Below are 14603 nucleotides of genomic sequence, written 5' to 3'. Positions count from 1 at the left end.
AAAAGGGGAGGGATAAACTTGCCCCGCGATGGCTTTTACGACAAATCAGACCAGATGCAGGTGATTGTCCCAGAAGCCCGAAGGCAGGTTCATCGGCTGGCCGATCAGCTCCGCCTTGCGGCAATCGTAGAACCGGCAACGCCCCTGCCCGGAGGTGACGACGAAGCCATCCTTCACTGCCCCGACCCCGGCGCAATCGGGCATCGGCGCATCGAGTTTCACCGCGCCGCTGTCCAGGTCCCAGATGAACAGGCGATTGGCCCGTGGCGCGGTCAAGGCCACCAGGCGCAGGTCGCTGTGAATCGCGACGCTGGCGGTGTACTGGGCCATCGACTGCAGCTGGCGCTCCGGCACCGGGAAGGCCTTGAACGGCTCGCCAGGACGCTTGATCGCCAGCAGCTCGGCGGTCTCTTCCGAGCCACCCATGAACTGCTGGCAGGCGGCGATGGTGCCATCGTCGCCCACCGCCAGGTGGCGCACGCTGTTCATCTGCTGGGCCAGGGTCTCCTTGCTCAGCAGGGTGCCGTCGCGCTGCATCAGCACCAGGCTCGGCTCCATCGCGTCGAGGTTCATTTCCACCCGACTCTCGGCCTCGGTGCGGATACCGCCGTTGGCCACCACCAGGGTCTCGCCATCGGGCAGCCAGGCCACCTCATGAGGGCCGATGCCGTGGGTGGAAAGCTCGCCGCTGTGCACCAGGCGTTCGCCTTCGAACCGATAGACGCCCAGGACGCCGCGGCCGGGATCGGTGGTGTCGTTCTCGGTGGTGTACAGCCACTCGCCATCCTTGTGGATCACCGCATGGCCGTAGAAGTGCCGCTGCGCTTGCGAGGCGAGGGTCTGCAGCAGCCGGCCGTCGCGCAGGTCGACCAGGTAGCTCTCGGTACCGGGCCGGCGCGCGACGAACAAGGCGATCGGCAGCGTCGGGTGGTTGATGATCGCATGGCAACGCTGGGCCACCTGGGTGCTGAACACCTGGGTGCCGTCCAGGCGGAAGCCGACGGCATAGTGCTTGCCGTCGCCGTCGTCGCGCGCCGACAGCAGCAAGGGTTCGCTGCCCTTGCCGCGGAACAGGCTCCAGCCGCCCAGGGTCAGGGCGCTGAGCAACACGCTACCGAGTTTCAGGGCCTGGCGTCGCAGCATGATCAGTCACCGTCGTTGGCATTGAAGCCCAGCTGGATGTTCAACGCCTTGGCCAGCTCGCCTTCGTGCAGGCGGTGGACGACGTTGAGCGCGTCGTAGATCTGGTTGAGGGTCTGCTTGCCGGCGTCGTCGGCAAGCAACTCGCCCAGGGTCTTCTGGTTGTCGGCCAGCAGCTTGATCGCCGCAGCGTAGGCATCGTCGATCTTTTGCACCAGTGCCGCCTGATCCTTGCCCAGCAGGCCGCGCAAGCCCTGGTTGTCGACCCCGACCCAAACGGTCTGGGCGGCCTTGAGCGAGGCTTCCAGGCTCTTGATCGACGAGTGGCTGCGCCAGGCCTCGGCCTGCAGCGGCTGCGCGATCCCCTTGCTCTGCCGGCCCATCGGCGCGCCGAGTTTCTTCTTCAGGGTGTCCAGGGCGGTGACCTGGGCCCGCAGCAGGTCGGCAATCGCCTCGTGGGAGTCGGCGTAGCGCTGGTTGGGGAACTTGGTCATTTGCGACAGCATGCCGTCGGTGCTGTTCCAGCCCTTGAGGATCTCCTCGGCCAGGGCCTTCTGGTGTTCACCGATGGCCACCAGCAGCGGGCAGTAGCGGGCCTTCTGCTCGGCGCTGGCGATGTCCGGCTTGCTGTCGAACAGGATGTATTCGTAGGCCGACAGGCCACGCACCACCACGCTGGCCTTGCCCAGCGACTCGGCGGTGACCGCCTGTTCGCCGTTGACCAGCTGCTCGACCTGGCGACCGACCAGGTTCTTCTTGTCGGGCCAGAACTGTACCTGCCAAGGGCGGTTACCCTCGGCCAGCGGGCCGACCAGCAGCGGCTGCAGCTCGGCCCAGGCCTTCTGCGCGTCGAGGAAGTCGGCGCGGGCGGTCTCCAGGGACTGTTTGCCTTCGCAGTAGGCCAGGGCGCTGGCGGCCAGCTGCCGGTCGGCCTCGACCCAGCGGCTGTAGGTCGGCAGGATCACCTGCTTGGCGATGGCCGCGGAGGTCACTGCCTGCGGATCTTGCGGCGAGCAGGCGCCGAGGGCGAGGGCGGCGAGGCTGGTGAACAACAGTTTGGGTCGGAACATGCCCGGCTCCTTGTGCGGTTTAAAGGGAATTCAGAAACGCCAGCAGCGCGGCACGCTGCTCGGCATTGAAGGTCAGTACGTGATCGCGCGCCGCCTGGGCCTCGCCACCGTGCCAGAGCACGGCTTCGAGCAGGTTGCGGGCGCGACCGTCGTGGAGGAACTGGCTGTGGCCGCTGACGGTTTCGCTCAGGCCGATGCCCCACAGCGGTGGGGTGCGCCAGTCCTGGCCATTGGCGGCGAATTCGGTGCGCTCGTCGCTCAGGCCTGGGCCCATGTCGTGCAGCAGCAGGTCGCTGTAGGGGCGGATCACCTGGCCGGCCAGTTCCGGCTCGGACGCATCGGCGGCGGTGGTGAACTGCGGCGTGTGGCAACCCTGGCAGCCCGCCTGGTAGAACAGGTTCTTGCCCGCGAGCACCTGCGGCGCATCGACGTTGCGCCGCGCCGGCACGGCGAGGTTGCGGGTGTAGAAAGTGACCAGACGCAGGATGTTGTCGCTGACTTCCTTCTCGCCACCCTGGCCGTCGCCGTTGGGCGCGGCCAGGCAATCGACCTGCGCCGCGGTGCAGTCGTCCTTTGGCAGCAGGGTGGTGGTCAGGCCCATGTCGCCGGCGAAGGCGTGCACGTTCTGCTGGTTGACGTTGGGCTGCCCGGCCTTCCAGCCGAAGCGGCCGATCACGGTCTTGCCCTGGGCGTCGTCCCAAACTCGGTTGGCGCGGCCGCGAATACCGTCGCGGTTGAGGTCGTCCGGGTCTTCGTTGGCCAGCAGGTCGGCCTCGGGGATGGCTTCGAGCAGGCCCAGGCCGATCATCGGCGGGGCGACCCGGGCCGAGAAACGGGTGTCCGGGTGCAGCGGGCCGTAGCCGAGCTGGGTGATCTGCAGGGTCGGGCGGCGCAGTTCGACCTGGTGGCCGTCCTTGAAAGTGACGCTGTGATTGTCGTAACTCACCCGTACCTTGCCTTCCGGGGCCACGCCGGGGATGGCCATGTCCTGCAGCTGGGTGCCGTAGACCGGTTCGGGGACCACGCCCAGGCGCTCGATCTCGCGGGCGTAGTAGGGCTGGTCGGGGATCGACAGGCGCACCAGCATCGACACCGCGTTGCTGTCGTCCGGCTCCGGCGGATGGCCGCGACCGTCGCGCACGTGGCAGTTCTGGCAGGCGTTGGTGTTGAACAACGGGCCGAGGCCATCGCGGGCGGTGGTGGTGGAGGGGGCGATCACCCAGGGGTTGCGAAAGAAGCTATTGCCCACGGCGAAATCCAGGCGCCGCTCGGGGGTGAGGTTGGCCGAGGGCAGAGAATAGGCGTTGCGGTCGCTGCGTTGCACCGTGGCCTTGCCGCCGGAGAGGGCTTCGCCGGGCTCGGCCTGGGTGAAACGCGGAGCGTCGTCACAGGCGGCGAGGGCGAGGGCCAGCAGCAGGGGGCTTAGGCGGAGCAAGGACATCGAGGATCCTGGGCATGGGCGAAAAACCGGCGTGCAAGCTTATCAGGCCGGGGGTGTTTGAATAAGAGCAATTTGCAATTGCTGGATGAAATCCATGTCAGCTGGCCACGGTGCCTGTAGGAGCGGCCTTGTGCCGCGAAAGGGCCGCGAAGCGGCCCCAGCAATCTTTGCGTCAACACCGAAACCCTGGGGCCGCTTCGCGACCCTTTCGCGGCACAAGGCCGCTCCTACAAGGGGGCGGTGGTGTTGCTGGAAAACAAAAAGGCGGCCCGAAGGCCGCCTCTGCTGAACCGCGACGCTGATCAGAACTCGTGATCGGCGGTATCCGGGTTCAGGTTGTCGATGCCCAGCTTGCCCGCGGCCTGCTCGATCGCGCCGGTCTGCTTGACCAGCGAGGCGATGGCGTCACGCACGATCTGGTTGCCGGCGGCGTTGTCGGCGGCGATCAGCTGGTCGTAGTGCTCGCCCTTGAGGGCGTGGTCGACGATCACCTGGATCTTGGCCTCGGTGGCTTCCAGGTCGGCCTTGAGGGTGGCGTCGGTGGCCGGGTCGGCCTTGGCCACCAGCGACGACAGGCTCGGGCCGCTCAGCTTGGTGCCGTCGACACGGGTGTACTCGCCCAGGTAGACGTTGCGGATGCCCTTGGCGTCGTAGAAGTGCGAGTAGTGGGTGTTGTCGCTGAAGCAGTCGTGCTCGTCTTCCGGCGAGTTGGCTTCCAGCGAGACCTTCATGCGCTCGCCGGCCAGTTCGCCCAGCGACAGGCTGCCCATGCCGAACAGCATCTTGCGCAGGCCGTCGTTGGCCGGCTCGCCTTCGAGGGTGGCGCGGTAGTTGTCGGCGACGTTCGGCGCCCAGTTGCCGACCATCTCTTCGAGGTCCTTGACCAGCAGGTCGGTGACCGCTTTCAGGTAGGCGCGGCGACGGTCGTTGTGGCCGCCCGTGGCGCCCTTGCCCTCCAGGTAGTCGGAAGCCGGGCGGTTGCCCGCGCCCGGGCCGGTGCCATTGAGGTCCTGGCCCCAGAGCAGGAACTCGATGGCGTGGTAGCCGGTGGCGACGTTGGCCTCCGAGCCGCCCAGCTCGTTGAGGGTGGCGAGCTTCTCGGGGGTGATGTCCTTGACGTCGATCTTGTCTTCGCCGACCTGGATCTCGGTGTTGGCGATGATGTTGGCGTTGGCCGCCGGGTTGCCCAGGGCGTGCTCGTAGCTCTTGTCGACGTAGTCGATCAGGCCTTCGTCCAGGGGCCAGGCGTTCACCTGGCCTTCCCAGTCATCGATGATGGTGTTGCCGAAGCGGAACACTTCGCTCTGCAGGTACGGCACGCGCGAGGCGACCCAGGCGTCACGGGCGGCCTTCAGGGTCTGGTCGTTGGGCTTGGCCAGGAACGCGTCGACGGCGGTCTGCAGTTGCTTGGCGGTGCTCAGCGAGTCGCTGTACACGGCATGGACCATGTCGGCGTAGTGCTTGACCACGGCCTTGGCGGCCGCTTCATCGACAGCCCCCGGCGCTGCGGCGGTGGTGCTGGCGGCTGCAGGTGCCTGGGCTTGCGGTGCGGCGGCCTTGTCGTCCTTGCCTTCGCCGCAACCGGCGAGAGCGATGGCGATGGCCAGCAGACTGGCGGAGGCCAGAGGCATTCGAATCATTGTTGGTTTCCTGCGTCGTGTGGTTGGACCAAGGGTGGACCGTGCGCCGTGGCACGCGAAACCGCCACATCATGCGAAAGATTTGCATTTGCTGTAAAGAGTCGGGCGCGCATTTCATGCAAACGCCCGTTCGCGGTGCATCGCCAAGATCGGCGGGGGCTTACAGGGCGGAAACCTGGTTGCGTTGCGCCTGCTTGAGGAAACTGGTCAGTTCGCGCGCGGACAACGGCTTGCTGTAGTGGTAGCCCTGACCCTCGTGGCAGCCCTGGGCGATGATGTAGCTCTCCTGCTCGGCGGTCTCGACGCCTTCGGCGATCACCTGCATGCCCAGGCTCTTGCCCAGCTGGATGATGGCGCGAACGATGGTGGCGTCGTCGTCATCGTCGAGCAGGTCCTGGACGAAGCTCTTGTCGATCTTGATCTTGTCCAGCGGCAGCGATTTCAGGTAGCTGAGCGAGGAATAGCCGGTGCCGAAGTCGTCGATGGCGATCAAGGCGCCGGAGCGGCGCAGGCTCAGCAGGTGCTGGGCGGCGGTGCTGATGTCTTCCATCAGGCCAGTCTCGGTGACTTCCAGTTCCAGGCTGCGCGGCGGCAGGCGGTAGGCCTGCAGCAGGTTGTTGACCACCCGCGGCAGCTCGTTGTGGTGCAGTTGCACGGTGGACAGGTTGACTGCCATGCGCAGTTCGCTGAAGCCCTGGTCATGCCATTCGCGCAGTTGTCGGCAAGCCTGGTCGAGCACCCATTCGCCGATGCTGATGATGCTGCCGTTCTGTTCGGCCAGGGGGATGAACTGGTCGGGCGGGACCATGCCCAGCTCCGGGTGCTGCCAGCGCAGCAGCGCCTCGACGCCGACCACGCGGTGGTCGCGGTAGCTGATCTGCGGCTGGTACACCAGGTACAGCTGGTTGCGCGGCAGGGCTTCGCGCAGGTCTTTTTCCAGCTCGCGGCGGCGGCGCATTTCGCTGTCGACGCTGGCGATGTAGAACTGGTAGCGGTTGCGCGAGCGGGCCTTGGCCAGGGTCATGGTCTGCTCGGCCTTCTGCAGCAGCTTTTCGGTGCTGTCGCCGTCCTCGGGGAACAGGGTGATGCCGATGGTGGCGCGCAGGCGGATCTGCTGGTGGTCGAGGTCGAAGGGCGCCTCGAGGTCGTCGAGGATGCTCTGGGCCAGTTCGGCGGCTTCGTAGGGCTGTTCGATGTTGGCCTGGACCAGGGCGAACTGGTCGCCGCCCAGCCGGGCCAGGGCGCCGAGGCGGCCGCTGTGGGCGCGCAGGCGGTCGGCCAGGGCCAGCAGCAACTGGTCGCCGACCTGATAGCTGAACTGCTCGTTGATGCCCTTGAAATCGTCCAGGCCCACGCACAAGACGGCGACGCGGCGTTGCAGGCGGCCACCGTCGTCCAGGATCTTGTCCAGTTGCTGCTGCAACTGCTGGCGGTTGGGCAGGCCGGTGAGGAAGTCGTACTGGGCCATGCGCTGCAGGCTGTTCTCGGCCTCGTGGCGCAGGTGGGTGTTGCGTTCGATGGAGGCCAGCAACTGGTTGGCGGTGTTGACCCAGAGGCCCAGCTCGTTGCGCTCGTGGCCCTTGAGCTGCGGAATCTGGTGCTGGCTGGGACGGTCTGGGTTTATCTGGGTCAGGTGGTCGATGATCTTCGACAGTGGCTTGGTCAGCAGCCAGTGGTACACCAGGTACAGCACCAGGCCCATGGCCAGCGCCCTGAGCACGCCGGAGATGAAGATGATCACGGCGTTGATCAGGAAGTCCTCGCCGTAGGAGGAGGTGTCGAGGGTGATGCTCAGGTCGCCGTAATACTCGCTGTACGGGCCGCGGCCGACCAGCTGCGTGGTGTAGGTACGCTCCTGGCCGAGGATCAGGTCGGTCAGCCAGCGCATGGACATGTCCTGCAGCGGCCGGGATTTTTCCGCCAGCATGGTTTCGTTGGGGTGGCCGATGGAGGCCATGCGCACCGACTCGTCCTGGAACAGGCCTTCCATCACCTGCATGCCCATTTCCCGGTCGAGGCTGTACACCGCCTGGGTCGATGGGTCGCGGAACATGTCGAGGATGCGCTGGGCATCGTTGTTCACGGACTGGCGGGTCTTGTAGGCGTCATAGACGATCTGCGCACAGCTGAGTACGACGCCGACAGCCAGCGCCGAGAGCAGTACGACCCTCAGCAGCTTGACCGATAAGCTGTTTCGAAATTCCAGCTTCAATGGGGTTTCCTTAATCCATGCGCATGCCATTATTTTGCCATCAACCATGGCGTGAGACTATCGACCTGATACCCCGGCAGGCAACCCGTCCGTCGACGGAATTGCCCTTGGCTCTGTATCGGTCGAACGGTCATGCGACTTGAGTGCGCTGCGTCAACTTTCCAGAAGGTTGATGTTAGCGCGCTATGCGGTCTGAGCAAGAGCGCGTGGATCGGTTGCAAACATTTCTGTCAGGTATGTCGTTGCCGAATGCGACGGTGTCATGCCAGGCAACAAAAAACCCGGCACTCAGGCCGGGTCTTTTGCATTCAAGGCGAACAATCAGGCCTTGAAGGTCTTGCCTTCGAACTGCTCGGCAACGAAGGTCCAGTTGACCAGGTTCCAGAACGCCTCGACGTACTTCGGACGCAGGTTGCGGTAGTCGATGTAGTAGGCGTGTTCCCAGACGTCGCAGGTCAGCAGCGGGGTGTCGCCACTGGTCAGCGGGCAGCCGGCGCCGATGGTGCTGGCCAGGGCCAGGGAGCCGTCGGCCTTCTTCACCAGCCAGCCCCAGCCGGAGCCGAAGGTGCCGACCGAAGTCTTGGTGAACTCTTCCTTGAACTTGTCGAACGAGCCGAAGGCGGCGGTGATGGCCTCGGCCAGGGCGCCGGTCGGCTGGCCGCCGCCGTTTGGCGACAGGCAGTTCCAGTAGAAGGTGTGGTTCCAGACTTGGGCTGCGTTGTTGAAGATGCCGCCCGAAGAGCTCTTGACGATCTCTTCCAGGGTCTTGCCTTCGAATTCGGTGCCTGGGACCAGGTTGTTCAGGTTCACGACATAGGTGTTGTGGTGCTTGTCGTGGTGGAACTCCAGGGTTTCCTTGGAGATGTGCGGCTGCAGGGCATCGTGGGCGTACGGCAGCGGCGGCAATTCAAAAGCCATGGTGGATCTCCTGATTCAGGTCTGTTTGCGGTTTGCGCCAGGCCTCACGGGTGGCCTGATGAGCGTCGGCGAGTTTGTACCCTTTGCGACGCAAGGGCTGGATCATAGCACCGGCCCGGGCGCTTAACCACGCAACATCTGTGGGGAATAGAGGTTCCAGAGCGGTTGGCGGGTGCCGACCGGTGGTCAGCCAGGAGCATTGCCGCAGACGGTCATCAGTCCATCGGGATACGCATTCGAGCAGGAAGTAGAGTTGCAAGCTTTACCAGCATGGGAGCGGGCTTGCCCCGCGAACACCGGCACAGCCGGTGCCAGGCACCGCATCGCGGGGCAAGCCCGCTCCCACGCTGGTGATCTGGTGTCTTCAATTGAAGATCAACTGCGCCGCCACCGCGAACATCATCACCGCCACCATCAGGTCGAGCATGCGCCAGGTCGCCGGGCGTGCCAGCCACGGCGCCAGCCAGGCGGCGCCGATCGCCAGGGTCGAGAACCACACCAGCGAGGCGCTGGCGGCGCCGGCCACGTAGGCGCCGGGTACGGTCTGCTGGGCGCCGAGGGAGCCGATCAGCAGCACGGTGTCCAGGTACACATGCGGGTTGAGCAGGGTCACCGCCAGCGCGCTCAGCAGCACCGCGCGGCGCGATCGCATGCCCTGGCCTTGCTGGTGCTGCAGGCTCTGCTTGGAAAACGCGCTGCGCAGCGCCTTGGCGCCGTACCAGATCAGGAACACCGCGCCACCCCAGCGCGCCACGGCCAGCAGCGTGGGATTGTGCGCCAGCACCGTGGCCAGGCCGAAAACCCCGGCGGCGACCAGCAGCGCGTCGCAGACCACGCACAGCGCCGCCACCGGCAGGTGATGCTCCCGGCGCAGGCTCTGCGCCAGGACGAAGGCGTTCTGCGCGCCGATGGCCATGATCAGGCCGAAGGCCACCAGCATGCCGTTGAGATAGCTTTGCCACATAGCGGGAACACTCCACGGGCACCGATGCGGGCATCGGCGCGGATCAACAGGAAAGATGTAGCCATTGTGGCGGCTGCGGCGGTATAAGAAAAACAAATAGAGCTGATCAGTCATTAGAGAAATCGATGTTCGACTACAAGCTGCTCGCCGCCCTTGCCGCGGTGATCGAACAAGGCGGTTTCGAGCGCGCCGCCCAGGTGCTGGGGCTGTCGCAATCGGCCATCTCGCAACGCATCAAGCTGCTCGAAGCGCGGGTCGGACAGCCGGTGCTGGTGCGCGCCACGCCACCGAGCCCGACCGAGGTCGGCCGGCAGTTGCTCAACCATGTGCAGCAGGTGCGCCTGCTCGAGCGCGACCTGCAGCGTCAGGTGCCAGCGCTGGACGAGGAGGGCATGCCCGAGCGCCTGCGCATCGCCCTCAACGCCGACAGCCTGGCGACCTGGTGGGCCGGTGCGGTGGGGGCCTTCTGCGCGCAGCAGCAGGTCTTGCTGGACCTGGTGGTCGAGGACCAGGAGGTCGGCCTCAAGCGCATGCGTGCCGGCGAGGTCGCGGCCTGCCTGTGCGGCAGCGAACGTCCCGTGGCTGGAGCGCGCAGCCTGCCGCTGGGGTCGATGCGCTACCGGGCGCTGGCCAGCCCCGCATTCATGGCGCGCTACTTCCCCCAGGGTTTCGCGGTCGAGCGGTTGGCACGTGCTCCGGCGATCGTGTTCGGGCCGGACGACTTTCTCCAGCATCGCTACCTGGCGTCGCTGGGCGTGCAGGAAGGTTTCCTGCATCACCTGTGTCCCTCGTCCGAAGGTTTCCTGCGCATGACCGAGGCTGGCCTGGGCTGGGGGCTGGTGCCGGAGCGGCAGGTGGCCGAGCAACTGGTCCGTGGCGAGCTGGTGGAAATCTGCGCCGATACTCCCATCGATGTGCCGCTGTACTGGCATCATTGGCGCAATGGCGGGCAGTTGCTCGCCCAACTGACCGATCATCTGCGCCATTCGGCGCGGCAGTGGCTGGTGCCCTTGTAGGCACATCGGGCGTCATTTGCATCCGAAATCTGGCAAGGCGGAGTCTTACATGCGAATTCTGGTCACCGGCGCGAGCGGCTTCATTGGCGGGCGCTTCGCGCGTTTCGCCCTGGAGCAGGGCCTGGAGGTGCGGGTCAACGGCCGGCGGGCGGAGGGCGTGGAACACCTGGTCAAGCGCGGGGCGCAGTTCATCCCGGGCGACCTGGGCGACGCCGAATTGGCCCGGCGCCTGTGCCAGGGCGTGGATGCGGTGGTGCATTGCGCTGGCGCCGTGGGCACCTGGGGCCGCTACCAGGATTTCCACCAGGGCAATGTGGTGCTGACCGAAAACGTGGTCGAGGGCTGCATCAAGGAGCATGTGCGGCGCCTGGTGCACCTGTCGTCGCCGTCGATCTACTTCACTGGCCGTTCGCGCCTGGATATCCGCGAGGACCAGGTACCACGCCGCTTCCATGACCATTACGCGCTGACCAAGCACCTGGCCGAGCAGAAAGTGTTCGGCGCCCAGGAGTTCGGCCTGGAAGTGCTGGCGCTGCGCCCGCGCTTCGTCACCGGCGCCGGCGACGCGAGCATTTTCCCACGGCTGATGCGCATGCAGGCCAAGGGGCGCGTGGCGATCATCGGCAATGGCCTGAACAAGGTCGACTTCACCAGCGTGCACAACCTCAACGAGGCGTTGCTCGGCGCATTGTTCGCCGAGGAGCAGGCGCTCGGCCAGGCCTATAACATCAGCAACGGCCAGCCCCTGCCTCTGTGGGATGTGGTCAACTACGTGATGCGTCGCATGCAACTGCCGCAGGTCACCCGCTACCGCTCCCCCAGCCTGGCCTACGGCCTGGCGGCGCTCAACGAGGCGGCCTGCCTGCTCTGGCCCGGGCGCCCGCAGCCGACCCTGAGCCGCACGGCGGTACGGGTGATGAGCACCGATTTCACCCTCGATATCAGTCGCGCCCGGCAGTACCTGGACTATCGACCCAAGGCCGATGTGTGGTCCGCGCTGGATGAATTCTGTGCCTGGTGGCAGGCGCAGGCAGGGCAACGCTGAACCTGTGGGCGGGATGATGGTCATCAGTGCGCCGCCCAGGCGGTTTATACTCATGTCTCTTTGCTACCACCGCGGTTGAATGCACCCATGCGTAATGACGCCCACGATGATTTTGACGATGTGCCCACCCTGCGTGCCGGCACCCCCGATGACGATGAACTGCTGCCCGCCCATGTGGCCCGCAGTCGCCAGAAGGCGGTACGTCCGCGCAATAACGGCCCGCTGTGGGCCTTGCTCGGCGCCTCGTTCATCGCCCTGGGCGGGCTTGGCTGGTGGAGCTTCCAGCAGATCACCCTGATGGAGCAGCAACTGGTGGCGACCCAGGAGAGCTTTGCCCGCATCAGCGAAGAAGCGGCCGGGCGCCTGCAGGCGATCAGTGGCAAGGTCGATGCCAGCGAGTCCAGCAACAGCACCGGCAGCGAGGCGTTGAAGCTGCAGATTCGCCAGTTGCAGGCCTCGCTGGCGGAGCAGGGCAAGCAGCAGCAGGGCGTCGCCGGGCAGGCCGGGGACTTGGGCAAGCGTCTGGAGCAGGTGCTGGCCGACACCCGCGAACAGCAGAAGGCGGTGACCGAGTTGCAGGGCCAGTTGCAGGCGCAGCTCAAGGCGGTCAACGCGGAGCTTGCGGCGCTCAAGTCGGGCCAGGTGGATGGCGGCAAGCTGGATGGTCAGCTCAAGAGCCTGAGCAATGAAGTGGCGGCGCTGAAGAAACAGGGCAACCCGAGCGCGGCCATCGAGAGCCTGGAGCAGGATGTGCTGGTGCTCAAGAGCCAGGTGGACAACCGCCCGGCCACATCGGCCGGCGGTGCCTCGGTACAGGAGTTCGATGCCTTCCGCGGGCAGGTGACGCGCAATATCAGCACCCTGCAGAGCCAGATCCAGAACCTGCAGCAGCAGATCAACGCCCGGCCCTGAGTCCTTGGATGATCGCGGGGCAAGCCCGCTCTCACGACGACGGACCTGCCCTGCGTTCGTTTCACTCACATCCGTGGATAGTCGATGTAGCCCACGGGCCCCTTGGCATAGAAGGTTTCCGGACGCTGCGCATTGAGCGGAGCGTCGGCGGCCAGGCGCGCGGGCAGGTCGGGATTGGCGATGAACGGAATGCCGAAGGCCACCGCATCGGCCTTGCCGCTGGCCAGGGCCGTGTTGGCGCTGGTCTTGTCGAAGCGCTCGTTGACAATGTACGGGCCAGCGAACGCCGCCTTGATCAGCGGGCCAATGCTGTCGTCGGCCTCTTTCTCCCGTGAGCAGATAAAGGCGATGCCGCGCTTGCCCAGCTCCCGGGCCACGTAGGTGAAGGTCTCGGCACGGTCGGCGTCGCCCATGTCGTGGGCATCGGCCCGTGGTGCCAGGTGCACGCCTACGCGGCCCGGACCCCACACCTCGATGGCGGCGTCGGTGACCTCCAGCAGCAACCGCGCGCGGTTCTCCAACGAGCCGCCATAGCGATCGGTGCGCTGGTTGGTGCTGCTCTGCAGGAACTGGTCAAGCAGGTAGCCGTTGGCGCCGTGGATCTCCACGCCGTCGAAGCCGGCGGCCTTGGCGTTCTCGGCGCCGCTGCGGTAGGCCTCGACGATGTCGGCGACCTCTTCGGTTTCCAGGGCCCGTGGCGTCGGATAGTCGCTCAGTGGGCGCACCAGGCTGACATGGCCCTTGGGCTGGATCGCGCTGGGGGCCACCGGCAGCTCGCCGTTCAGGTACGACGGGTGGGAGATGCGTCCGACATGCCACAACTGCAGGAAGATCCGCCCGCCGGCGCCATGGATGGCCTTGGTCACGTTATGCCAGCCACGTACCTGCTGGTCGTTCCAGATCCCGGGGGTGTCCGGATAGCCGACGCCCATCGGCGTGACCGAGGTCGCCTCGCTGAGGATCAGGCCGGCGCTGGCGCGTTGCACGTAGTACTCGGCCATCAGCGCGTTGGGCACGCGGCCTTCGTCGGCGCGGCAGCGGGTCAGCGGGGCCATGATGATGCGGTTGGGCAGTTCCAGGTCGCCCAGGGTGATCGGATCGAACAGCGTAGTCATGTGCAAAGCCTCGCGTGGATCAGGTCAGAGCTCTTGGCTCATTTGCTCGAGGAACGCCTTGATGGTCGCCTCGTTGCGTTTGAAGAAATGCCACTGGCCTATCTTCTGGCTGCTGATCAGGCCAGCGCGTTGCAGGGTGGCCAGGTGGGCGGATACGGTCGACTGCGACAGGCCGCAGCGTTGGTCGATCTGCCCGGCACACACACCGTGCTCGGTGCTGTGGTGCTGCTCGGGAAACTGCGCGGCCGGATCTTTCAGCCAGTTGAGGATGTCTCGCCGGACCGGGTGGGCCAGGGCTTTTATGATTTCGTCGAGATCGAGGGGCATGGTTGGCTCGTGGTGTGCAGCGGTATATCGCGATGGGGCGAAATATAAATCGCTGCATCGCGATATACAAATATGAAAGGGTTCTGAGGCAAGCGTCATTGGCTATATCGGTTCATGACGATATGGGGGTGGGCGGTGCTAGACTGGCGCCATGAACTACCTCGCGCACCTTCACCTGGGCGGCCCCGCGCCGCAACAACTGCTTGGCAGCCTGTATGGCGACTTCGTCAAAGGCACGCTGGAGGGACGTTTTCCGCCGGCGCTGGAGGCTTCGATCCGGCTGCACCGGCACATCGACAGCTACACCGACAGCCACCCGCTGGTGCTGGCGGCGCTGGCGCGGTTCCCGCGCGAGAGGCGGCGTTTTGCCGGGATCGTACTGGATGTGTTCTTCGATCATTGCCTGGCCAGGCACTGGGGGGAGTACGCGGAGCAGCCGTTGACGCAGTTCACCGGCGACTTCTACAAGGTGCTGCTGGCCGAGCCGCAGCTGCCGGGCCGGCTGGCGCGGATCGCGCCGTTCATGGCGGCGGATGACTGGCTGGGCGCCTATGGCGACTTCGCCACCCTGGAGCAGGTGTTTGGCGGTATTGCCCGGCGCTTGTCGCGGCCCGAGGGGATGGATGGGGTGATGGGGGAGCTGGAGCGTCTGTATGAACCATTGCTGGCGGATTTTCGCGAGTTCTATCCGCAGTTGCAGGCATTTGCAGCAGCGCGAAGGGTGGCGGGCAGCTGATTCTCGCTAGCCTGTGCTGGCCTCTTCGCGGGTAAACCCGCTCCCACAGGGGCACCGCCAACTTCAG

Annotated in this window: 13 protein-coding genes; 4 read left to right on the top strand and 9 right to left on the bottom strand. The window is 65.7% G+C overall.

All coding sequences use genetic code 11. From position 1 onward, the window contains the following. Positions 1–45: 45 nt before the first annotated feature. The 7 genes from K2O50_RS21585 to K2O50_RS21555 form a co-directional block, all read right to left on the bottom strand. Positions 46–1143: a DUF1513 domain-containing protein gene (locus K2O50_RS21585; RefSeq protein WP_050703876.1), complete on the bottom strand. Its 1098-nt coding sequence runs from the start codon at positions 1141–1143 to the stop codon at positions 46–48. Positions 1144–1145: 2 nt separating this feature from the next. Beyond that, on the bottom strand, positions 1146–2210 hold the full coding sequence (locus tag K2O50_RS21580) for an imelysin family protein (RefSeq protein WP_050703877.1): 1065 nt from the start codon (positions 2208–2210) through the stop codon (positions 1146–1148). A gap of 19 nt (positions 2211–2229) precedes the next feature. Continuing rightward, positions 2230–3651, bottom strand: coding sequence for a di-heme oxidoredictase family protein (locus K2O50_RS21575; RefSeq protein ID WP_050703878.1), 1422 nt, complete (start codon positions 3649–3651; stop codon positions 2230–2232). 302 nt (positions 3652–3953) lie between these two features. Then, positions 3954–5291, bottom strand: coding sequence for an imelysin family protein (locus K2O50_RS21570; protein WP_050703879.1), 1338 nt, complete (start codon positions 5289–5291; stop codon positions 3954–3956). Between the two features lie 160 nt (positions 5292–5451). After that, a complete protein-coding gene (locus K2O50_RS21565; protein WP_050703880.1) occupies positions 5452–7503 on the bottom strand; it encodes a bifunctional diguanylate cyclase/phosphodiesterase in 2052 nt (683 codons plus the stop codon). Positions 7504–7824: 321 nt separating this feature from the next. Further along, a complete protein-coding gene (locus tag K2O50_RS21560; protein WP_050703881.1) occupies positions 7825–8421 on the bottom strand; it encodes a superoxide dismutase in 597 nt (198 codons plus the stop codon). A 364-nt stretch (positions 8422–8785) separates the two neighbouring features. Further along, positions 8786–9385 carry a LysE/ArgO family amino acid transporter gene (locus K2O50_RS21555; protein ID WP_050703882.1) on the bottom strand — a complete coding sequence of 200 codons (600 nt, stop codon included), beginning with the start codon at positions 9383–9385 and terminating at the stop codon, positions 8786–8788. Positions 9386–9510: 125 nt separating this feature from the next. Here K2O50_RS21555 and K2O50_RS21550 point away from each other — a divergent pair, with 125 nt between their 5' ends. From K2O50_RS21550 to K2O50_RS21540, 3 genes are all read left to right on the top strand, one after another. Then, positions 9511–10401 carry a LysR family transcriptional regulator ArgP gene (locus tag K2O50_RS21550; RefSeq protein WP_050703883.1) on the top strand — a complete coding sequence of 297 codons (891 nt, stop codon included), beginning with the start codon at positions 9511–9513 and terminating at the stop codon, positions 10399–10401. A 49-nt stretch (positions 10402–10450) separates the two neighbouring features. Beyond that, positions 10451–11446 (top strand): NAD(P)-dependent oxidoreductase, encoded by a 996-nt coding sequence (locus K2O50_RS21545; RefSeq protein ID WP_050703884.1) that lies wholly within the window; start codon positions 10451–10453, stop codon positions 11444–11446. A gap of 87 nt (positions 11447–11533) precedes the next feature. After that, positions 11534–12358, top strand: a complete 825-nt coding sequence (locus K2O50_RS21540; RefSeq protein WP_050703885.1) for an ATPase — start codon at positions 11534–11536, stop codon at positions 12356–12358. A 65-nt stretch (positions 12359–12423) separates the two neighbouring features. On the opposite strand, the gene K2O50_RS21535 is transcribed toward K2O50_RS21540, so the two are convergent. Both K2O50_RS21535 and K2O50_RS21530 read right to left on the bottom strand, forming a co-directional pair. Continuing rightward, positions 12424–13473 carry an alkene reductase gene (locus K2O50_RS21535; RefSeq protein WP_050703886.1) on the bottom strand — a complete coding sequence of 350 codons (1050 nt, stop codon included), beginning with the start codon at positions 13471–13473 and terminating at the stop codon, positions 12424–12426. Between the two features lie 24 nt (positions 13474–13497). Beyond that, on the bottom strand, positions 13498–13800 hold the full coding sequence (locus K2O50_RS21530; RefSeq protein WP_023628827.1) for a helix-turn-helix transcriptional regulator: 303 nt from the start codon (positions 13798–13800) through the stop codon (positions 13498–13500). Positions 13801–13951: 151 nt separating this feature from the next. On the opposite strand from K2O50_RS21530, the gene K2O50_RS21525 reads away from it, so the two are divergent. After that, positions 13952–14536 carry an ACP phosphodiesterase gene (locus K2O50_RS21525; RefSeq protein ID WP_050703887.1) on the top strand — a complete coding sequence of 195 codons (585 nt, stop codon included), beginning with the start codon at positions 13952–13954 and terminating at the stop codon, positions 14534–14536. Positions 14537–14603 lie beyond the last annotated feature (67 nt).

Origin of the sequence: Pseudomonas sp. 2hn (assembly GCF_019646095.1) — a bacterium.
In the GTDB taxonomy this organism is placed as follows: domain Bacteria; phylum Pseudomonadota; class Gammaproteobacteria; order Pseudomonadales; family Pseudomonadaceae; genus Aquipseudomonas; species Aquipseudomonas peradeniyensis.
The sequence above is the reverse complement of the archived record's forward strand: the minus strand, read 5'-3'. Positions and strand labels throughout refer to the sequence as shown.